This window comes from Streptomyces lunalinharesii (assembly GCF_039532155.1).
Classification (GTDB): domain Bacteria; phylum Actinomycetota; class Actinomycetes; order Streptomycetales; family Streptomycetaceae; genus Streptomyces; species Streptomyces lunalinharesii.
In genome coordinates this window covers 24,329-43,115 of sequence record NZ_BAAARK010000001.1, presented here as the reverse complement: position 1 = coordinate 43,115, position 18,787 = coordinate 24,329, and the positions used below count along the sequence as shown (strand labels likewise).

Below are 18,787 nucleotides of genomic sequence, written 5' to 3'. Positions count from 1 at the left end.
GGTTCGGGATTCGGTGGGCTGGTGGTGGGCTGGTGGTGGTCGGCGACGACGTCGCCGAAGATGCGCAGGTCGAGGCGTTGCCCGTGTGCGGGCATGAAGTCGGCTTAGGGGTGGAAGCGGCCCTGAGCGCTGCCGTCGTCGTGGACGGTCAGGTGGAGCAGGCCGTAATTGCACCAGGGCCTGGACCACGGTGTGAGGATCGTGCCACCGGGCCGGGTCTGTTCCAGCAGGGCTTCGGGGACGTGGTTGAGGGAGCACGTCACCACGATGCGGTCGTAGGGCGCGCCGTCACAGACACCGAGCATGCCATCGCCCACCACTACCCGGGCGCCGGGGCCAGGCGCTCCAGGTGGTCCGCGGCCTGCCCGGCCACCTTTGCGTCCACCTCCACGGAGGTGACGTTCTGCGGGCCCACAACGTGAGCCATCAGGGCGGCGTTCCAGCCGGTCCCTGCCCCCACCTCCCACACCCGTTCCCCGCGGCGGGCGTTGAGGATGCCCAGCATGCGGGCGACGACCGCCGGTGCCGAGCGTGAGGGACTTCTCATCGACCTTGGTGATCGCGGCATCCCAGACGTACAGCGTCGAGTTGTCCATGAGGGCCACCTCGATGCTCTTCTTCGTGATCACCAGCCGGGCGTGCCACGGTCCCGTTTCCCCCGAGGCCATCAGGGGTTGGCCCAGGCCCACCCAGCGCCCGTGGAACGTGCTCGGTACGGGGGTGGACGTGGGGCCCTTCGCGTTGTCCTGCGTATCCCGGCCCGACTGTGGGCGTGTACGCGAGCGCGTCCGGCGGGGGTGCGGTGGGCGGGTGAACGGGTTGCGGTGCGGGGGCGGTTTGCTCGGGCTGGGGTGTGGGCGCGGGGTCTGCCTGGGCGGGCGGCGCGGTGCGGCCCGGGCCCGGCACTGCGCGTACGGGCGCCAACTCGCCGGATCCAGGCGCCTGTTCGATCAAGAGCGAGCGCCTGATCGGGAGACAACGGCCTGTCAGAGCCTGCTGTCGGGGCAGCGGGAAGGAGCCGTCCAGACACGACGCAGCAGCCGTCAAGACTGTTCTGTGAGGAAGGCCACCACAGCATCCAAGAACTCCGCCTGCGCTTCGACGTTCGCCATGTGCACCGTGGGCAGGACGGTGAACCGCGCGCCGGGGACGGTCGCGGCGAGCTCCTTCCCGTGGTCGGCTGACGTGACGGTGTCGTGCTCGCCCGCGATGACCAGTGTCGGGTTGTGGATGAGTGTGGCCGTGCGGCGCAGGTCGTAGTCGCGCACCGCAGCCCAGCTCCCGGCCACGCCCTCGCGCTGCGTGGCGAGCAGGGTGTGGCGGAAGCCCTCGACAACCTTGTTGTCGCCTTGCAGCATGCGGGCCGGGAACCAGTTGTGCAGGAACCTCTCCGCGGTGACCTGCATGTCGGGGGCTGCCAGCAGTTCGGCGATCGGTCGATCCCACTGATTCGCCGGGCCGAGGTACGCGGCGGTGTTGGAGAGCACCAGGCGGTCAACGCGCTCCGGAACGTGGATCCCCAACCACTGCGCGACGATTCCGCCCAGGGACAGGCCCAGCACGTGCACCCGCTGTAGGCCCAAGGCATCCAGCAGTTCCACCACGTCGCGCCCCAACCGGTCCAGGGAATACGGGCCGTTCGGGACATCGGAGGCGCCGTGGCCGCGTGCGTCGTAGCGCAGCAGCCGGAAGTGCTCGGTCAGAGCCGACACCTGGCCATCCCACATGTGGAGGTCGGTGCCGATGGAGTTCGAGAGCAGCAGCACCGGCTTGTTCTCGTCACCGTCGAAGCGGTAGGCGATGCGGACGCCGTCGCCGGTGGTGAGGGCGGTAGGGGTCTGAGAAGTCATGTCAGCTCCAGTGATCCAGCGGGTATGCGCTCAGCCTATGAACAGCACCTGCAGAGTTCTATTACAAAGATCGAACGAGCCCTGTAGGTTGCCTGGACAATGTCGAACTTCACGCTCCACGAGTTGCAGTGCTTCAACGCCGTTGTGCTCGACGGCGGCTTCCAGGCCGCCGCCGAGCGGCTGCACCGTTCGCACCCTGCTGTGTTCGCAGCAGTCGCCAAGCTGGAGCGCCAGCTGGGCCTGGACCTGCTGGATCGCTCGGGCTATCGGGTTCAGCTCACGGAGGCGGGGCGCGCCTTCCACCGCAAGGTGCGCTTCCTGCTGCACGAGGCCGAGGAACTGCAGACCTACGCCGCGCAGTTGGCGATGGGCGAAGAGGCCGAACTGCGAGTGGTGCTGGGGGACCTGTGTCCACTCCCACCGGTGTTGGAGCTGCTCAGCCGCTTCTTCGCACAGTGCCCGCAGACACGACTGCACCTGCAGTTCGAGACGGTCACCGGCCCCTGGGAGCGGCTGCTGGAGGACGAAGCCGACCTCATCGTGCACCGCGTCCCCAAAAGCGACGTGCGGATGGAGTGGATCGATCTCGGCCGTGTCGCGCTGGTGCCCGTCGTGGCGCCCGGTTTCCTGCCCTTCCCTCCGGACACCGACATCACACCGCAGCGGATGCAGGCCTTCACTCAATGCGTGGTCCGGGACACGGCGCGGCATCCGTTGGAACAAGGCCATTTCCTGGTCGAAGGCGCGCCCAGGTGCTCTGTTCCGGACCACCTCATGAAGAAGGAACTGATCTTGCACGGCATGGCGTGGGGACACGTGCCGCGGTCCATGATCGAGACCGAGTTGCGTGACGGAAGCCTGCTTTCCATCGCCGGACGGCACTTTCCCGGTGTGGTCGAGGAACTCTCGGCGGCCCGCCGGCGCGACCGGCCGCACGGGCCGGTCGCCGACCAGCTATGGGACTTCTTGGCCCGCCGTGCACCGGTCCTACGGCCGACGCTGGGCCATGTACCCAAGGCGAAGAGAGCACCGGAACACGACAGGTGACATCGCCGCGATCGCCATGGGGATGTACCGAGGCCGCTGCTATGCGTCGTCAAGTGGGTTGGAGACGTGCGCTGTTCGGAAGAGTTCGCGGGTGAGGTAGCACTAAAACGCGCTCACCAACTCGCCCCGGGTCGCAGGATCCCAGGCCCCATGGCCGACGCGGCGGCTACCACCCCGTGCCTGTCTGGGTGCGGCTCCCCAGGGCCGTGTTGCCCGTGCCCGGGTAGAAGTACAGGGTTCCGGTGGAGCCGGCAGGGGCCTGGACGGCTTCGAGGTCGCCCTTGCCGTCGTTGTCGAAGTCGGCGCCGACCAGCTGGCGCATGGTGTCCCAGCCGGTACCGATCCGGGTTCGGCTGCCGAGGGTGTCGCTCGCGTTGAGGGAGCCCGTGCCCGGATACGCCCAGAGAGCACCGGAGCGGTCCACCGCGACGAGGTCGGCCCTGCCGTCGTCGTTCAGGTCGCCGGGGCTGGTGAGTTCGGTCATGGTGTCCCAGCCGGTACCGATTCGGACGCGGTTGCCGAGAGTGTTGCCGCCTGCGAGCGATCCGGCGCCCGGGTACGCCCAGAGCGCGCCGTCGGTGTCGACGGCCGCGAGGTCGGCCCTGCCGTCGTCGTTGATGTCGAGGGCGGTCAGCTCGCGCATGCTGCTCCAACCGGTGCCGATCTGGGTCCGGGCACCCAGGGTGTTCATGCCGTTCGCCGTGCCGGTGCCCAAGTACACGTACAGGCCGTTGGTGAACGAGTCCACGGCGAGGAGGTCGGCTTTGCCGTCGCCGGTGTAGTCGGCGGCGGTGAGTTTGCTCATGGCGTTCCAGCCGGTACCGATCTGGACGCGGGTCCCGAAGGTGCCGTCACCGTTGCCCGGGTAGAGCCACAGCTTTCCGGTGGCCGATTCGACGCCGACCAGATCCTTCTTGGCGTCACCGGTGAAGTCCGCGGCCGTCAGGTGGACCATGCCGACAGGTGCGGGGGCCTTGGGCCAGGGCGTGTTGATGACGACGCGTTCGCCGGTGGACTCGGTGACCATCCAGAGCTGGTCGGTGCCGGGCCAGTAGGAGAGGTTCTCCGGATTGGTGGGGGTCCTGGTCACCAGACGTACGGGCTCGCCCGGCCGGGCGTGGTAGAGGCAGCCCGGGAAGTTCCGGATGTGCTTCTGGTCCGGCTGGTGCTCGGCGGGCACGAACTCCGGGCAGGGGCCCGAGAGGACGAACCGGCCGTTGTTCATGGCGATGCCCTGCGTACCGCCCATCGGGGACGCGAAGGCCTCGTGGGCGCGCACGCGCCCGCCGGCGTCGGCCTTGAGGACGCCGGTGACCGGGTCGATGGGCCAGCGGACGACGGGAGCGGTGGCCTTGCCGAACTGCCCCTCGACCTTGCCCGGGTCGCCCTCGGCGGTGACCAGGGCGGGCTGGGAACCGCTGAGATCGAGCGAGGCCGCGGTGATGCAGGGGCGCTGCGGGACACCGGCATACGAGCCGCAGCCTGTGCCCTGGCCCGTGGAGGTGTAGGTGCCGACGCGTGGCAGGACGTAGCCGTGGCCCGCGCCGTGGGCCTTGCCCTTCGCGTCCATGCCGAACGAGCTGTCGGTGGTGACGTCCATCTTCCAGATGTCGTTCAGGTCGAAGACGTCGATGCGGCTGCCGGTGCTCGCCACGTACAGCTTGCTGCCGGCCCAGACCACCGCGTGGGCATGTCCGCCGGTGATCGGGACGAAGTTGTCGCCTGCGTCGTCGAGGGCGGCCAACTGGACGTGCCGGTAGGTGACATGGGCCGGGTCGCTCACGTCGGCGAGGGTGCCCCGCTCGCTCCCGGAAGCGCCGTACCAACTTGTTATGAGCACCTTGCGGCCGTTGACCAGGGCCTGTGACCGGGGGGATTCGCCGGAGCCGGTGAGCCCTTGCGGGATCCAGGATCCGGTGTTGTCGTCCGCGGTGGACCAGCAGAAGCCCTGGGCGCCAGCGGTGTTGGTGGGGTGGCAGAGGTCGCGGCCCGCGCCGGCCCCGGAGGTGTCGGCGAGGACGTCGGCTGTTGTGACGCGTCCCAGTGCGGGGTGGGCGGATTCGAAGGCGGAGACTCGGCGCGTCTCACGGCCGTTGTCCGATTGCAGGCCCATTCCGTCGGTGCTTGTCCGGGTGATGCTGTTGTAGGTGGCGGTGGTTCCGTCGGGAGTGGTTGCGGCGACGGCGTGGCCGCTGGTGGCCAGGTAGGCGAGCGCCATCACGCCCGCCACCGCGGCGCCTCGCCCTTCGGCGCGGGTCCTGCGGAGGAGGTGTCGGCGGGCCATGGCGGTACTGGTCCTTTCATCGGCCGGGTCGGTTTCCGGAGAGTGGCGGGGACGGGCGGGGCCGCCACCGCGGTGTGGGTGCGGTGGCGGCCCTTCGGAGAGCGGCGGTCGGGGGCCTTGCGGCGGGATTACCAGCCGGTGCCGATCTGGACGCGGGCGCCCAGGGTGTTGGTGCCGTTGATGGCGCCGGTGCCCGGGTAGCTGTAGAAGGTGCCGGTCTCGCCGACCTTGGCCTGGACGGCATCCACGTCGCCGATGCCGTCGCCGTTGAAGTCGCCGCTGACCAGGTTGGTCATCGAGTCCCAGCCGGAGCCGATCTGGGTACGGGAGCCGAGGGTGTTGGTGCCGTTGAAGGAGCCGGTGCCGGGGTAGACGTACAGGTTGCCGGTGGAAACCTCACGGGCCACGATGTCGGCGTTGCCGTCCTTGTTCATGTCGCCGGGGCTGACGATCTGGTCCATGCCGTTCCAGCCGGAGCCGATCTGGACGCGGGCGCCGAAGGTGCCGTTGCCGTTGCCCGGGTAGGCGTAGAGCTTGCCTGTGGAGGACTCGACCGCCACCAGGTCGCTCTTGCCGTCCTTGTTGAGGTCGGCGCCCGCCAGGTCGTGCATGCCGTCCCAGCCGGTGCCCGCCTTGATGCGGTTGCCGAAGGTGCCGTTGCCGTTGCCCGGGTAGATCCACAGCACTCCGTCGTTGTCGACGGCCGCGAGGTCCAGCTTGCCCGAGCCGGTGAAGTAGCCGGAGGTCAGCTCGCTCATCGTGTTCCAGCCGGTGCCGGCCTGGACGCGGTCGCCGAGTCGGCCGCCGCCGGTGCCGGGGTAGTAGAACAGCTTGCCGCTGGACGCTTCGACCGCGACCACGTCGGCCTTGCCGTCGCCGCCGAAGTCGCCGCCGGTGAGGTTGGTCATGCCGACGTCCTTCGGAGTCGGCTTGGACTCCACGATCTTGGTGTAGCGGTAGGGGCGGTAGCCGTTGTTGTTGATGTAACTGCGGGTGTAATAGGACGAGTTGACGCGGGCGGTGGTGCCCGGGCGGGCCTCTTCCCAGACCTTCGCCGTGGTGCGGCCCGAGTCGGCCCAGCCGCCGAAGAGCACGACGTGGGAGTCTATGTTGTCGAGCATGTCGCCGGGCTGCAGTTCGTCCAGGCTGGACAGCCGGGTGGCGACCTGCGGCAGCGTCCAGGTGGTGAGGCTGGTGTTCAGGTGCCACGCCATCGAGACGAACCCGGAGCAGTCCTGGCGGTAGTTGCGGCCCTGCGGGTCCGGGTCGTAGTCCGACTGGCTGTACGGAACGGCGCGGTCGACCCAGTACTGGGCACGGGACATGACCTCTGCGGTGGTGATCTCGCCCCCGACCGCGGAGGTGCCGGCCGCATGTGCCGGGGCGGCGGCCGGTCCGATGATGCCCAGACCGGTGACCGCGGAGGCGGCGACCAGGGTGGCGACGGTGGTCTTCTTCAACTTGGTTGCGAACGTGGACATGGTGGGTCTCCTGAAATCTGAGAGCGTGAAAGTCCGGAAGCGGGCGTGGCGGACTGCCGCGCGAGCGGTGAAGGTGTAGCGAAGTCGGGGTGGGGCGCGGCTACCAGCCGGTGCCGATCCGGGCGCGGTCGGCGAGGCCGCCGCTGCCGTTGCCGGGGTAGAAGTAGAGGCCGCCGGTGGAACCGGCCTGTGCCTGGACGGCGTTGAGATCGCCCTTGCCGTCGTTGTTGAAGTCGGCGCCGACCAGCTGGTGCATGCTGTTCCAGCCGGAACCGATCTGGTTGCGGGCGCCGAAGGTGTTGCTGCCGTTGAGGGCGCCGGTGCCGGGGTACTTCCACAGCGCGCCGGCCGGGTCGACGGCGACGAGGTCGGCCTTGCCGTCCGAGTCGAGGTCGCCGGGGCTCGCCAGCTCGGCCATGCTGCCCCAGCCGGTACCGATCTGGACGCGGCCGCCCAGGGTGCTGCTGCCCGCGAGGGACCCGGTACCCGGGTAGGCCCACAGGGCGCCGTTGGTGTCGACGGCAACCAGATCCGGCTTGCCGTCCTTGTTCACGTCGATCGCGGTGAGGTCCCGCATGCCGCCCCAGCCGGAGCCGATCCGGGTCCGGGCACCCAGGGTGTTCATGCCGACCGCGTTGCCGGTGCCCGGGTAGAGGAAGAGATTCCCGGTGGAGTTCTCGACGGCGAGGAGGTCGGCTCTGCCGTCGCCGGTGTAGTCGGCGGCGGCGAGTCTGCTCATGGCGTTCCAGCCGGTACCGATCTGGACGCGGGTCCCGAGGGTGCCGTCACCGTTGCCGGGGTAGAGCCACAGCTTTCCGGTGGCCGATTCGACGCCGACCAGATCCTTCCTGCCGTCACCGGTGAAGTCCGCGGCCGTCAGGTGGACCATGCCGACAGGTGCGGGCGGGGTGGTGGGGTAGGGGTCGGTGTGGTCACCGCCAAGGCCGGCGCCCGCCCCGCAGCTTCCCCAGGCGCCCGCACCCTGCCCGGCGAGGATCTTCTCGGCTATCAGGATCTGCTGCTGCTTGGTGGCCTGGTGTGGGTAAGTGGCGTACTCGCGGCCGCCGTAGGCGTTCCACGTCGGCAGGTAGATCTGCGCCCCACCGTAGTAGCCGTTGCCGGTGTTGATCTGCCAGTTCCCGCTGGACTCGCACTGGGCGACCTTGTCCCACGTGCCGACGGAGGCAGCGGTCGCGGGGGCAGCGGAGACGAGGGAGAGGGTGAGACCGGCGAGGGTCAGGGCGGCCGTGGCCGCGGACTTCCAAGCCGTACGGGACGTGGCGCGGGGTGTTTCGGGCATGACGGAACCTCAATAGTGGCGATGCGGGATGCAGTGACGGGCGGCACAGGCAACTGCCGGCCTACCTGGTGCGGCTCGGTACTGCGGTGTTGCGAAGCGTGTGCGGCCGGGGCACCGGGCTGCTGCAGCTGCCCTCCGGGAGCGGCTGGGAACGGTCCGGGGCACATGGGGCCGAAGTCCGGGGCTACGACCAGCCCATGGTCTGCCCGGGGGCGGCGGTCGCGGCCGAGGCGGCGATGGTGGCGACCGCGGCGGCCGTGGCGAGACGGAGACGGAGCATGGGAAAAGCCCTCTTCTGACGTTGGGTCGGTGTCCTCGACCGGTTCGCATCCCGCGGTGATGCTCTCCGGTCCGTTGGCCGCCGGGCGGTGTTCCCTGCTGGCAAGAACTAGTTTCGCTGCTGGTCAGAGGGGGTGGAAGGGTTTTCGGCTGGACCAAAATGGCCTTGGCCGTATCCGTCCACCGACGGACCGGCGGGTCCCCGGTCGGACAGTCGCGACGCGTAGAAGGGCGCGACCAACGGCGCCTCGACGACTGGCAGCGACCAGCCGTCGAACCTCGCGCAGCCCAGCAGCAGCCGGCAGAGGCGGGCCGCCCGGCATTCCGCGGCGGCCAGGCTGTCGGCGCGTACGTAGAGACCGACCACCGGGTGGGGCACGGCATCCGGGTGGACGGTGACGTGCTCGACGCCGTCGCCGTCGTGGATCTGGGAACGGACCAAGGACCGCGTCTCGAGCGGGAGGGAAGCGCCGGGCGGCCCCTGCAGACGGGCGTGGATGAGATACATGGCACCGACTGTCCCAAACCGACAACTCGCCTACCAGGAACGGAATGTGGACGCTTCCGTCCACGGACGCTTCCGTCCAGTACGGCACTATTTCCTTATGCCGGACATACAGATATCAGCCCGGTATGGCATGATCCACACGATTCAGGGGTGGAGTTGTACATGCATGAGGGGGATGTGCGTTGCTGACCGTATTGGGACTCGACGCAGTCGCGGAATCCGTCTACCGCGCGATGCTGGCCGATCCGCGGGGAGGGGTCGCCGAGCTCGTCGCCAGGGTGGGCAAGCCCGAGGACGAGGTGCGCGATGCTCTCGACCTGCTCAGCGAGCTGGCCCTGGTACAGCCGTCGAGCGAGCAGCCAGGAAGGCCGAGGGCGGTCTCGCCGGACATCGGCATGGAGATCCTGATGGCCCGCCAACAGGCGGACCTGGCCGCACAACAGCAGCGCCTGGAGGCATCGCGCGCCGTCGCCACGCAGCTGATCGCCGAGTACGCGGATCTGCGCCCGGCCGCCTCCAGCCCCGGCGTCGAGCAGCTCATCGGCATCGAACAGATCCGGGACCGCCTGGCCAGGCTCACCCGCGAGGTGACCACCGAGGTCATGTCGTTCGCTCCGGGCGGCGCTCAGCCCGCGGCCCAGATGAAGGCGTCGCGCCCGCTGGACGAGCAGTTGCTGGGGAGAGGGGTGCGGATACGCACCGTCTACCTCAGCAGCGTCCGCAACGACCAGCCCACCGTCGACTATGCCAACTGGCTGACAGACCTGGGCGGTCAGATCCGTACCACCCCGGCCCTGCCCACCCGAATGATCATCACTGACGGCTCCACCGCGGTCATCCCCGTCAGCAGCGACGACACCGCCACCGGCGCCGTCGTCCTGACCAGCCAGGGCACTCTCACCGCACTGTGCGCCCTCTTCGAGGGCGTCTGGTCCTGCGCTCAGCCACTCGGTGAGGCCGCCCCCAAGGACTCCCACGGGCTGAACCCGCAAGAGTCCACCACCATCGCCCTGCTGGCACAGGGCCACACGGACGAGGCCATCGCCAAACGCCTGGGGGTCTCCCAGCGCACGGCGCGACGCATCGCGACCGACCTGATGGAACGCCTCGGCGCCCGCAGCCGCTTCGCGGCGGGCGCGCGAGCCGTGCAGCACGGCTGGCTGCCGTCGCAGCCCAACTGAGTTCGGGAAAAGCTGCCTCGGAAGAGCACCACTTGGCAAGTTCGCCCCGCCGGCCAGCCCCTGCCCCAGCCCGTCCAGACGCCCGCCGAGACCCCCGCGGGGCCACCTCATGACCGCTTGCGGGCCACCGACATTCACCTTGGACGCAGACCCGGTACAACCGTCCGTGGCTGTCCAGGCACCAGTCATCCGGCGCAGCGCGTCGTAGCCGAAGCACTGCGTATCAGGCGGCCCCCGTCGGGCATCGCGGCACCCGGGACCCGGGTGATCTTGGTGATATCGCCCGCCGGGTCGCCTGGCCCTCCGGCTCGATTCGACGGGCAGGTACCCGCCTGGCCGGAGCTCCGTGCGGGGCCGGTGGAGCGGGGCGTTCCGCCGCACTGGAGGCCCGCCAGGGCTCACTGCGACCAGAAGACTTTCCGTCTCACCCCGTCTCACACATCTCTCACACACGAGAGCACACGAGAGCACGCGAGAGCCTCTGACCTGGACCTTCGCTGTTGCCGTAGACCGCAGCGGACCAAGTGGACGTTACATAGGCTAGGAGCATGGCCTACGAAATTCCGGTGACGCAAGCCCGGGCCGAACTCGCGGATCTGATCAACCGCGTCGTCTACGGCGGCGAGCGGGTGGTGGTGACCCGGCACGGCAAGCCCCTCGTGGCGCTGGTGTCCGCCGCCGACCTGGAGCGACTTGAGGAGTTGGGGCGGCAGGAGGCGGCCGCGGAGCAGGTGGAGGTGATCAGCACGGTCTCCTCCGCGCGGTACGTGGAGTCCGCTGCGGGCGAACAGCAGCGCTTCGGCATCGCGGCGGAACACCGCGACCCGGCCGCCGGGGGTCGGCGACCGGGTCGGGAGACGTGAGGGCGGGCGGCTGACGGCCGCGCGGTGCGGCGGCCGTCAGCGCGTACCCGGCGTCAGGAGCTGAGCTGCCAGATGGCGTTGGCGATGGCGTCGGTGTGGTTGTGCAGGGCGGTGTCGTCGATGTTCTTGGACGTGTCGCAGGAGCGGTGGTAGCAGGCGTCGAACGCCTTGCCCGCGGTGCCGCCCCACGCCTTCGCCTGCGCGTCGGTCTTGATGTAGTCGGCGCCGGAGAAGAGCCCGCCGACCGGGATGCCGGCGTCCTTGAAGGAGGCGTGGTCGGAGCGGCCGTCGCCCTCGGTCTCGGGCTCGGTGGCGATGTTCTTGGCGGCGAACCAGTCCTTGAAGACCTTCTCCAGCTTGGCGTCGTCGTCGTAGACGAAGTAGCCGGGGTTGGGCGAGCCGATCATGTCGAAGTTGAGGTACGCGGAGATCTTCGACCGGTCGGCGCCGAGGGCGTCGACGTAGTGCCGGGAGCCGACCATGCCGTCCTCCTCGTCGCCCCACCAGGCGAACCGGAGGTGCTTGGTGGGCTTGAGGTGCTCCCGGGAGACCGCCAGTGCGACCTCCAGGATGCCGGCCGAGCCGGAGCCGTTGTCGTTGATGCCCGGGCCCGCGTCGACCGAGTCGAGGTGCGCACCGGCCATCACCGTCGCGTCCTCGGCGCCGCCGGGCCAGTCCGCGACGAGGTTGTAGCCCTTCGCGCCGCCGCTGGTGAACTCCTGGACGCTCGTGGTGAACCCGGCCGCGTCCAACTTCCCCTTGAGGTAGTCGACCGACGCCTGGTAGCCGGCCTGTCCGTGGGCGCGGTTGCCGCCGTTGGCGTTCGCTATGGACTGGAGCTTGTCCAGGTGGGCCTTGACGGCGGCGACCGGGATGTCCGGTGCGGCCTGCGGGGTGGGGGAGGTGGCCTGGGCGACCGCGGCGGTGCCCAACAGGGCGGCGACGGCGGTGCAGGCGCCGGCGGCGAGCGCGGCGCGGCGCATACGGGACGAACGAGTCACTGGGGGCTCCGATGCTGTTGTGGGGGGTGAAGTGCAGCGGAATTCTTGACGCGTGCATGAGGATTACGAGCCCGTTTGGATTTCGTCAAGAGCGGATACCGGACACCCGCGTTCGCGCAGCGGAATACGCGTCTGGTTTGGGGAGTTAATACCGATTGATTACCTGGCGTCCTCTCCTTTTTCCGTATTCCGGAAGGGGGGTGAGGGTGTGGAATTCGCCACCATGATTCCGTACAACCTTCGGGCCCCGGACCAGTGGTGATGGCCCCGAATCCGGTCGCCAACCCGTAACACGCAGTGATTTCTGCGGTGTTACCTCAGGTGCGACAGGGGTCACGAAAGACGTCGGCCGCCGTAATGACGTCGAAATCTCGCCGAACTAGCCTTCCGCGATGGGGAAGTTGATGGTCAATTACTGGAAGTCGGTTTGCTTCGCCTTTAAACACTGTGTGGTACATCTAACGACACGGGTGTGTCGATGCCTGTGACCTGGGCAAATGCGCCCGGGTGAAAACCTGTGAGGTGGAACGTATGCAACTGACCCCGCATGAGCAGGAACGGTTGTTGATTCATGTGGCGGCAGACGTGGCCGAAAAGCGGCGAGCTCGGGGGTTGAAGCTCAACCACCCCGAAGCCATCGCCCTGCTGACTGTGCACATCCTTGAAGGGGCGCGGGACGGGCGTACCGTCGCCGAGCTCATGTCCTCCGGGCGCAAGGTGCTCGCGCGCGACGACGTCATGGAAGGCGTCCCGGAGATGATCCACGACGTCCAGGTCGAGGCGACCTTCCCCGACGGCACCAAGCTCGTCACCGTTCACGAACCCATCAACTGACCACGGGAGAGCAGACAATGATCCCGGGACAGATCCTCTACGCCGACGAGCCGGTGCGCCTCAACGAAGGCCTCCCCCTCACGCGCATGACCGTCCTCAACTCCGCCGACCGCCCCGTCCAGGTCGGCTCCCACTACCACTTCGCCGAGGCCAATCCCGGCCTCGACTTCGACCGCGCGGCCGCGCAAGGCAAGCGCTTGAACGTCGCCGCCGGCTCCGCCGTGCGCTTCGAGCCCGGCATTCCCACCGAGGTCGAGCTGGTCCCCATCGGGGGCAAGCGGATCGTCGTGGGTCTGCGCGGTGAGACCGGAGGTCCCCTCGATGGCTGAACTGACCCGCCAGGAGTACGCCGACCTGTTCGGCCCGACGGCCGGCGACCGGATCCGGCTCGCCGACACCGACCTGGTCATCGAGATCAGCGAGGACCGCTCCGGCGGTCCCGGCCGCGCCGGTGACGAGGCGGTCTTCGGCGGCGGCAAGGTGATCCGCGAGTCGATGGGCCAGTCCCGCGTCACGCGCGCCGAGGGCGCCCCGGACACCGTGATCACCGGTGCCGTGGTCCTCGACCACTGGGGCATCGTCAAGACCGACGTCGGCATCCGTGACGGCAAGATCACCGCCCTGGGCAAGGCCGGCAACCCCGACACCATGGACGGCGTCCACCCCGACCTGGTGATCGGCCCGGAGACCGAGATCATCGCCGGCAACGGCAAGATCCTCACCGCCGGCGGCATCGACACCCACGTCCACTTCATCTGCCCCCAGCAGGCGGACGAGGCGCTGGCCGCGGGCATCACCACCATGATCGGCGGTGGCACCGGTCCCGCCGAGGGCAGCAAGGCCACCACCATCACCCCCGGCTCCTGGCACGTCGCCCGGCTCCTGGAGGGCATGGACAACGTCCCGGTCAACGTCGGCCTGCTCGGCAAGGGCAACACCATGTCCCTGCCGTCGATGCGCGACCAGCTGCGCGGCGGCGTCCTCGGCTTCAAGATCCACGAGGACTGGGGCGCCACCCCCGCCACCATCGACGCCTGTCTGCGGGTGTGCGAGGAGAGCGGCGCCCAGCTCGCGATCCACACCGACACCCTGAACGAGGCCGGCTTCCTCGGCGACACCATCGCCGCCATCGCCGGCCGCTCCATCCACGCGTTCCACGTCGAGGGCGCCGGTGGCGGTCACGCCCCCGACATGATCGCGATGGTCTCCGAGCCCAACGTGCTCCCCGCGTCCACCAACCCCACGCGGCCGCACACCGTCAACACCGTCGAGGAACACCTCGACATGCTGATGGTCTGCCACCACCTCAACCCCGCGGTCCCGGAGGACCTGGCCTTCGCCGAGTCCCGGATCCGGCCCTCCACCATCGCGGCCGAGGACATCCTGCACGACCTCGGCGCCATCTCGATGATGTCGTCCGACGCCCAGGCCATGGGCCGGATCGGCGAGGTCATCATGCGGACCTGGCAGACCGCGCACGTCATGAAGCGCCGCCGCGGCACCCTGCCCGGCGACGGCACCGCGGACAACCTCCGCGCCCAGCGCTACGTGGCGAAGTACACCATCAACCCGGCCCTCGCCCAGGGCATCGACCACGTCGTCGGCTCGGTCGAGAGCGGCAAGCTCGCCGACCTCGTCCTGTGGGACCCGGCGTTCTTCGGCGTCAAGCCGCAGCTGGTCATCAAGGGCGGTCAGATCGCCTACGCGCAGATGGGTGACGCCAACGCGTCCATCCCCACCCCGCAGCCGGTCCTGCCCCGCCCGATGTTCGGCGCCATGGGTAAGGCCCCGGGCAGCAACTCGCTCAACTTCGTCTCCCAGCAGGCCCTTGAGGACAACCTCCCCGAGCGCCTCCCGCTGGACAAGTCCTTCGAGGCCATCCGCTCCACCCGCGGCGTCAAGAAGGCCGACATGCGCAACAACGACGCCCTGCCGCGCGTCCACGTCGACCCCGACACCTTCACGGTGACCATCGACGACGAGGTGGTCGAACCCGCCCCCGCCGCCGAACTCCCCATGGCCCAGCGGTACTTCCTCTTCTGACGTACCGTCAATGAAAGATCCGGAGCACCATCGATGAGCCGCGCTGCGCTGCTCGTCCTCGCCGACGGCCGGTTCCCCGCCGGAGGGCACGCCCACTCGGGCGGCGCCGAACCGGCCGTCACCGCGGGGCACATCAAGGACGCCGCCACCCTTGAGGCATTCTGCCGGGGGCGGCTGCACACCGCCGGACTGGTCGCCGCGGGCCTCGCCGCCGCGGCCGCCGCCGGCCTGGACCCGCTCGTGCTGGACGACGCCGCGGACGCCCGCACCCCGGTCCCGGCGCTGCGCCAGGTCGCCCGTCGGCTCGGCCGGCAGATGATGCGGGCCGCCCGGGCCACCTGGCCGAGCGCCGAGCTGGACGCACTGGCCGCGGCCCGCCCGCGCGGCGCCCACCAGCCCGTCGTCCTCGGCCTGGCCGCCCGGTCGGCCGGTCTGACGCCGCTGGACGCCGCCCATGCGGTCGCCTACGAGAACATCAGCGGCCCGGCCACCGCCGTGGTCCGCCTGTTGAGCCTGGACCCCTTCGACGCCACCGCCGTCCTCGCCCGTCTGGCCGTCGACCTCGAACAGGTCGCGGAAGCGGGTGCGGCCGCCGCGCACCGCGCCGTCACCGAAGGTCCGAACGCCCTGCCCGCCGCCTCCGCGCCGCTGCTCGACATCCTCGCCGAAGCACACGCCGCCTGGCCGGTCCGGCTCTTCGCGTCCTGACCTTCCGTCCACCCACCGCGCCGCGTACCCCGCGGCCGTACGAACCACTGGAGTCACCATGCACCTCGACCACCAGGACGGCTTCCCCGAGCGCCACACCTACAGCGCCGCCGACCCGGTACGTCACGACGGCACCCGGCGCGCGCTGCGGATCGGGCTCGGCGGCCCGGTCGGCACCGGCAAGACCGCCACCGTCGCCGCCCTGTGCCGCGCGCTGCGCGACGAGCTGTCCATCGCGGTCGTCACCAACGACATCTACACCCGCGAGGACGCCGAGTTCCTGCGCCGCGAAGCGGTGCTGCCCACCGAGCGGATCGCCGCCGTGGAGACCGGCGCCTGCCCGCACACCGCCATCCGCGACGACATCTCCGCCAACCTCGAAGCCGTCGAGGACCTGGAGGAGAGTGTCGGCCCGCTCGACCTGATCCTGGTCGAGTCCGGCGGCGACAACCTCACCGCGACCTTCTCCAAGGGCCTGGTCGACGCCCAGATCTTCGTCATCGACGTGGCCGGCGGCGACGACATCCCCCGCAAGGGCGGCCCCGGCGTCACCACCGCCGACCTGCTGGTCATCAACAAGACCGACCTCGCCCCCTACGTCGGCGTCGACCTCGAAGGCATGGCCCGCGACGCCAAGGCCCAGCGCGGCGAACTCCCCGTCGCCTTCACCGCCCTGAAGCAGCCGGGCGGCGTCCAGCCGGTCGTCGAGTGGGTCCGGGCGCAGCTGGCGAACTGGACCGCGGCCCAGGCATGACCCGCACCGTTCCCCGCCCCGCGGCACCGCAGGCCACCGCCCTCCCGGCGGGCGGTCTGCGGGCCACCGCCCGCATCGTCGCCCGGGCCGACGCGCACGGGGTCACTCGGCTGCCGGTCCTGGACGGCGGCGGCCCGTTCGCGATCCGCCGCATCCAGTCGCACGCCGACCAGACCCGGGTCTGTCTGATCGGGGCGATGAGCGCCCCGATCGGCGGCGACCGGCTGTGCATCGAAGCCACCGCCGAGGCCGGCACGTCGCTGCGGATCACCGCGGCCGCGGCGACCGTCGCGCTGCCGGGCCGCACCGGTGACCTGGCCACCTACGACGTCCACCTGACGGTCGGCGACGGCGCCCACCTGGAGTGGCTGCCGGAGCCGCTGATCTCCGCCGAGGGCAGCGACCTGCGGATGACCACGACCGTGGACCTCGCCCCCACCGCCCGGCTGGTCTTCCGCGAGGAGCAGGTCCTGGGCCGCGCCGGTGAGCGGACCGGCGCCCTGCGCAGTCGCCTGACGGTCCGTCAGGCGGGGCGCACGCTGCTGGACCAGGAGACCGCCTACGGGCCCGGCGCCCCGGGGTGGGACACCTCCGCGGTCCTCGGCGACAACCGGGCCGTCGGTCAACTCCTGCTCGCCGGGCCGGAGTTCGTCGACAAGCCGGCCGAGGTCCGGCTGCTCGGCGCCGCGGCCGGCGCCGAGCCGAACGCGGGCCAGGGCGTCCTGGCGCCGATCGCCGGACCCGCTGCACTGGTCACCGCGATCGCGCCGGACGGCCTGGCCCTGCGGCGACTGCTGGACGAGGCCGCCGCCGGCTGATCCCTCACACCTCCAGTTCGGCCTCCAGACGGGCAAGGCGGTGGCGCGCCAGCGCGAGATTGGCGCGCTTGCGGTCCAACACCAGGTACAGGAAGAGACCGCCGCCGTTCTTGCCCGTCACCGGCCGGATGAGGTGGTACTGCGAGGTCAGGGTGATCAGCATGTCCTCGATGGCGCCCTGGAGTTCCAGCATTTCCATCGTGCGCAATTTGGCGCGCACCACGTCGGTGTTGCCGGCCGCCGCGATGTTGAGGTCGAACGACTGCGGATCGCCCAACGTGGCCAGCGCCATGCCGCTGGTGTGATCGACCAGGGCGACGCCTATCGCGCCCTCGATCGTCGACATCGCTTCGCCGAGAGCGGTTTCCATCTGCGTCATGAGGGGTCGGGCCTTTCCTTGGGTTCGCTGGATTCCCGTCGTGCGGGAGGGTCGGTCTGCCGGCCGGAGCCGGTGGGACGCGCACGCCGACCGGCCGGGGAGGCCGCCGGGCGGGCGCGGGCGGTCAGTGGCCCGGCGGCGCGTCGAGCAGCGCCGCGATGCGTGCGGCGGCGCGCCGGGCCTGGAGGTGGAGCCGCCCGACGTTGGTGTCCGGGCCGGCCACGGCGGTGAGCACGGCGCGGTTGCCGGCCGCGTACGCCGCGACGTAGCCGCGGCTGCCACGGGTCAGGGTCTCCTCGAAGCCGCCCTGTCCGGTGGCGTCGGTCAGCCGTTTGGCGACGCCGACGGCGGCCGCGGTGAGCGCGGCCAGGCCGTCGGGTTCGATGTCCGGCAGGTCGTGGGCGATCACCATGCCGTCCGCACTGGCCACCATGCCGCCGTGCAACTGCCGTACGTGCGCGCGCAGGGCGCGCAGTTCTTCCCGGATCCCGGCCGCGATCGCTTCGGTGTCGCTCGTCATCGGTCTCCTGATGCTCCTTCTCCTGACACGCTTGCCGAATACGGGCCTCATGGCCGTCGTTCACAGGGGTTCACAGGTTCTCCTCCAGGGCGGTGCGCAGGCGGACGAGGAGGGCGACGTCCGGGGCGGCGGTCTCCAGCGCGGCCGGGTCCGGCAGCTGCCAGACCGGGGCGTCGGCCCCCGGTCGTGCCGGATCGCGCTCGGACCGGCAGGTGCCGGGGCGCCGCCGGGGCAGCCCCACGGCCGGCGGCAGCCGCACCCGCCCGGCCGCCGCGAGCCGCCGGACCTCCAGCAGCGTCAGGAACGTCGACTGCCCCAGCGCGCGGGCGAGTTCGCCGGGGGTGCGGACGCCGTCGGCGTGCGCGAGCAGCCACCGCTGCCGGCCGGTGAGCGGCGGGCGGCCCTGGGCATCCGGGGCGACCGGGACGACGGGGGCGCCGTCGACCGCCGCCCAGGACCCCCACCGGTCGAGCTGGGCCCGGCGCCGGGCCACCGCCGCCAGCAGGACGGCGGCGGCGACCGGACGCACCACGCCCAGCCAGTGTGCGTCGCCCGGGGTGAAGGAGGTGGCGGCGGACCGGGGCGGGAGGACGAAGCAGGCCGCGTCGAGCAGTGCGGCGAGCTGGCACACCTCCAGCTCGCCACGGGTCAACCAGCCCTGCCGCAGGAGGAATCGGCCGCCGTCGTGGTCCGCTCCCGCGGCGTCCGCCGCGCGTCGCCAGCGCTCCGCGGGCAGCCGCCCGGCCGTGGCCAGCCGGTCGCCGACGTCGGCGACGGCGGGGCACTCGATGCAGTAGACCGCGCCCTGGTGGAGGTAGACGCAACCGTGTGGACCGCGCAGCGCACCGGTGGCGCGCTGCGCGGCGTACCGGTCGAGCGGGCCGGGCCGGCCGGCACCGTCGGTGCCGCCCGAACGGGAGGAGGACGTCGATGTCAT

At 70.4% G+C, this 18,787-nt stretch carries 20 protein-coding genes; 9 read left to right on the top strand and 11 right to left on the bottom strand.

Annotated elements, in window-relative coordinates; genetic code table 11:
* Positions 1 to 104: 104 nt before the first annotated feature.
* From ABD385_RS00215 to pcaD, 3 genes are all read right to left on the bottom strand, one after another.
* Entirely contained in the window at positions 105 to 305 is a 201-nt protein-coding gene (locus ABD385_RS00215; protein ID WP_344572748.1) for a hypothetical protein, read from the bottom strand.
* A gap of 14 nt (positions 306 to 319) precedes the next feature.
* Positions 320 to 547, bottom strand: a complete 228-nt coding sequence (locus ABD385_RS00210; protein ID WP_344572747.1) for a protein-L-isoaspartate O-methyltransferase family protein — start codon at positions 545 to 547, stop codon at positions 320 to 322.
* Positions 548 to 1,043: 496 nt separating this feature from the next.
* Positions 1,044 to 1,850, bottom strand: coding sequence for a 3-oxoadipate enol-lactonase (gene pcaD / locus ABD385_RS00205; protein WP_344572746.1), 807 nt, complete (start codon positions 1,848 to 1,850; stop codon positions 1,044 to 1,046).
* A 99-nt stretch (positions 1,851 to 1,949) separates the two neighbouring features.
* On the opposite strand from pcaD, the gene ABD385_RS00200 reads away from it, so the two are divergent.
* On the top strand, positions 1,950 to 2,897 hold the full coding sequence (locus tag ABD385_RS00200) for a LysR family transcriptional regulator (protein ID WP_344572745.1): 948 nt from the start codon (positions 1,950 to 1,952) through the stop codon (positions 2,895 to 2,897).
* Between the two features lie 166 nt (positions 2,898 to 3,063).
* Here ABD385_RS00200 and ABD385_RS00195 read toward each other — a convergent pair whose 3' ends face one another.
* The 4 genes from ABD385_RS00195 to ABD385_RS00180 form a co-directional block, all read right to left on the bottom strand.
* Complete coding sequence (locus ABD385_RS00195; RefSeq protein ID WP_344572743.1) at positions 3,064 to 5,181, bottom strand: FG-GAP repeat domain-containing protein; 2,118 nt, start codon at positions 5,179 to 5,181, stop codon at positions 3,064 to 3,066.
* A 128-nt stretch (positions 5,182 to 5,309) separates the two neighbouring features.
* The gene (locus ABD385_RS00190) at positions 5,310 to 6,662 is read right to left on the bottom strand and encodes an FG-GAP repeat domain-containing protein (RefSeq protein ID WP_344572742.1); all 1,353 of its coding nucleotides are present in this window, start codon (positions 6,660 to 6,662) and stop codon (positions 5,310 to 5,312) included.
* Between the two features lie 100 nt (positions 6,663 to 6,762).
* The gene (locus tag ABD385_RS00185; protein WP_344572741.1) at positions 6,763 to 7,962 is read right to left on the bottom strand and encodes an FG-GAP-like repeat-containing protein; all 1,200 of its coding nucleotides are present in this window, start codon (positions 7,960 to 7,962) and stop codon (positions 6,763 to 6,765) included.
* A 388-nt stretch (positions 7,963 to 8,350) separates the two neighbouring features.
* Positions 8,351 to 8,749, bottom strand: coding sequence for a hypothetical protein (locus ABD385_RS00180; protein WP_344572739.1), 399 nt, complete (start codon positions 8,747 to 8,749; stop codon positions 8,351 to 8,353).
* A 182-nt stretch (positions 8,750 to 8,931) separates the two neighbouring features.
* Here ABD385_RS00180 and ABD385_RS00175 point away from each other — a divergent pair, with 182 nt between their 5' ends.
* Positions 8,932 to 9,930: a helix-turn-helix transcriptional regulator gene (locus ABD385_RS00175; protein ID WP_344572738.1), complete on the top strand. Its 999-nt coding sequence runs from the start codon at positions 8,932 to 8,934 to the stop codon at positions 9,928 to 9,930.
* Between the two features lie 548 nt (positions 9,931 to 10,478).
* Positions 10,479 to 10,793 carry a type II toxin-antitoxin system Phd/YefM family antitoxin gene (locus ABD385_RS00170; RefSeq protein WP_344572737.1) on the top strand — a complete coding sequence of 105 codons (315 nt, stop codon included), beginning with the start codon at positions 10,479 to 10,481 and terminating at the stop codon, positions 10,791 to 10,793.
* Positions 10,794 to 10,846: 53 nt separating this feature from the next.
* On the opposite strand, the gene ABD385_RS00165 is transcribed toward ABD385_RS00170, so the two are convergent.
* Positions 10,847 to 11,776, bottom strand: coding sequence for a M28 family metallopeptidase (locus ABD385_RS00165; RefSeq protein WP_344573472.1), 930 nt, complete (start codon positions 11,774 to 11,776; stop codon positions 10,847 to 10,849).
* Between the two features lie 549 nt (positions 11,777 to 12,325).
* Between ABD385_RS00165 and ABD385_RS00160 the strand changes: the two genes are divergently transcribed.
* The 6 genes from ABD385_RS00160 to ABD385_RS00135 are packed head-to-tail and all read left to right on the top strand — an operon-like array spanning position 12,326 to position 16,951.
* Entirely contained in the window at positions 12,326 to 12,628 is a 303-nt protein-coding gene (locus ABD385_RS00160) for an urease subunit gamma (RefSeq protein ID WP_016572110.1), read from the top strand.
* A gap of 17 nt (positions 12,629 to 12,645) precedes the next feature.
* On the top strand, positions 12,646 to 12,957 hold the full coding sequence (locus ABD385_RS00155; RefSeq protein ID WP_016572109.1) for an urease subunit beta: 312 nt from the start codon (positions 12,646 to 12,648) through the stop codon (positions 12,955 to 12,957).
* A complete protein-coding gene (locus ABD385_RS00150; RefSeq protein ID WP_344572735.1) occupies positions 12,950 to 14,671 on the top strand; it encodes an urease subunit alpha in 1,722 nt (573 codons plus the stop codon). The genes ABD385_RS00155 and ABD385_RS00150 overlap by 8 nt, the downstream gene beginning before the upstream one ends.
* Before the next feature lie 33 nt (positions 14,672 to 14,704).
* Complete coding sequence (locus tag ABD385_RS00145) at positions 14,705 to 15,379, top strand: urease accessory protein UreF (RefSeq protein WP_344572734.1); 675 nt, start codon at positions 14,705 to 14,707, stop codon at positions 15,377 to 15,379.
* 58 nt (positions 15,380 to 15,437) lie between these two features.
* Positions 15,438 to 16,133: an urease accessory protein UreG gene (gene ureG / locus ABD385_RS00140; protein WP_344572733.1), complete on the top strand. Its 696-nt coding sequence runs from the start codon at positions 15,438 to 15,440 to the stop codon at positions 16,131 to 16,133.
* Positions 16,130 to 16,951 carry an urease accessory protein UreD gene (locus tag ABD385_RS00135; RefSeq protein ID WP_344572732.1) on the top strand — a complete coding sequence of 274 codons (822 nt, stop codon included), beginning with the start codon at positions 16,130 to 16,132 and terminating at the stop codon, positions 16,949 to 16,951. The genes ureG and ABD385_RS00135 overlap by 4 nt, the downstream gene beginning before the upstream one ends.
* Before the next feature lie 4 nt (positions 16,952 to 16,955).
* Here ABD385_RS00135 and ABD385_RS00130 read toward each other — a convergent pair whose 3' ends face one another.
* The 3 genes from ABD385_RS00130 to ABD385_RS00120 all read right to left on the bottom strand — a co-directional run bounded on the left by ABD385_RS00130 (position 16,956) and on the right by ABD385_RS00120 (position 18,787).
* Positions 16,956 to 17,330, bottom strand: a complete 375-nt coding sequence (locus tag ABD385_RS00130; RefSeq protein ID WP_344572731.1) for a roadblock/LC7 domain-containing protein — start codon at positions 17,328 to 17,330, stop codon at positions 16,956 to 16,958.
* 124 nt (positions 17,331 to 17,454) lie between these two features.
* The gene (locus ABD385_RS00125) at positions 17,455 to 17,850 is read right to left on the bottom strand and encodes a roadblock/LC7 domain-containing protein (protein WP_344572730.1); all 396 of its coding nucleotides are present in this window, start codon (positions 17,848 to 17,850) and stop codon (positions 17,455 to 17,457) included.
* Positions 17,851 to 17,920: 70 nt separating this feature from the next.
* Positions 17,921 to 18,787: a hypothetical protein gene (locus ABD385_RS00120; protein ID WP_344572729.1), complete on the bottom strand. Its 867-nt coding sequence runs from the start codon at positions 18,785 to 18,787 to the stop codon at positions 17,921 to 17,923.

Bases quoted from the DNA above. Each gene is read 5' to 3' on its own strand.
- ABD385_RS00215 (WP_344572748.1), bottom strand. From the start codon at position 305: ATGCTCGGTGTCTGTGACGGCGCGCCCTACGACCGCATCGTGGTGACG.
- ABD385_RS00165 (WP_344573472.1), bottom strand. From the start codon at position 11,776: ATGCGCCGCGCCGCGCTCGCCGCCGGCGCCTGCACCGCCGTCGCCGCC.
- ABD385_RS00160 (WP_016572110.1), top strand. From the start codon at position 12,326: ATGCAACTGACCCCGCATGAGCAGGAACGGTTGTTGATTCATGTGGCG.
- ABD385_RS00120 (WP_344572729.1), bottom strand. From the start codon at position 18,787: ATGACATCGACGTCCTCCTCCCGTTCGGGCGGCACCGACGGTGCCGGC.
- ABD385_RS00190 (WP_344572742.1), bottom strand. From the start codon at position 6,662: ATGTCCACGTTCGCAACCAAGTTGAAGAAGACCACCGTCGCCACCCTG.
- ABD385_RS00145 (WP_344572734.1), top strand. From the start codon at position 14,705: ATGAGCCGCGCTGCGCTGCTCGTCCTCGCCGACGGCCGGTTCCCCGCC.
- ABD385_RS00200 (WP_344572745.1), top strand. From the start codon at position 1,950: ATGTCGAACTTCACGCTCCACGAGTTGCAGTGCTTCAACGCCGTTGTG.
- ABD385_RS00170 (WP_344572737.1), top strand. From the start codon at position 10,479: ATGGCCTACGAAATTCCGGTGACGCAAGCCCGGGCCGAACTCGCGGAT.
- ureG (WP_344572733.1), top strand. From the start codon at position 15,438: ATGCACCTCGACCACCAGGACGGCTTCCCCGAGCGCCACACCTACAGC.
- ABD385_RS00150 (WP_344572735.1), top strand. From the start codon at position 12,950: ATGGCTGAACTGACCCGCCAGGAGTACGCCGACCTGTTCGGCCCGACG.
- ABD385_RS00155 (WP_016572109.1), top strand. From the start codon at position 12,646: ATGATCCCGGGACAGATCCTCTACGCCGACGAGCCGGTGCGCCTCAAC.
- ABD385_RS00195 (WP_344572743.1), bottom strand. From the start codon at position 5,181: ATGGCCCGCCGACACCTCCTCCGCAGGACCCGCGCCGAAGGGCGAGGC.
- ABD385_RS00210 (WP_344572747.1), bottom strand. From the start codon at position 547: ATGAGAAGTCCCTCACGCTCGGCACCGGCGGTCGTCGCCCGCATGCTG.
- ABD385_RS00180 (WP_344572739.1), bottom strand. From the start codon at position 8,749: ATGTATCTCATCCACGCCCGTCTGCAGGGGCCGCCCGGCGCTTCCCTC.
- ABD385_RS00125 (WP_344572730.1), bottom strand. From the start codon at position 17,850: ATGACGAGCGACACCGAAGCGATCGCGGCCGGGATCCGGGAAGAACTG.
- ABD385_RS00185 (WP_344572741.1), bottom strand. From the start codon at position 7,962: ATGCCCGAAACACCCCGCGCCACGTCCCGTACGGCTTGGAAGTCCGCG.
- ABD385_RS00135 (WP_344572732.1), top strand. From the start codon at position 16,130: ATGACCCGCACCGTTCCCCGCCCCGCGGCACCGCAGGCCACCGCCCTC.
- pcaD (WP_344572746.1), bottom strand. From the start codon at position 1,850: ATGACTTCTCAGACCCCTACCGCCCTCACCACCGGCGACGGCGTCCGC.
- ABD385_RS00130 (WP_344572731.1), bottom strand. From the start codon at position 17,330: ATGACGCAGATGGAAACCGCTCTCGGCGAAGCGATGTCGACGATCGAG.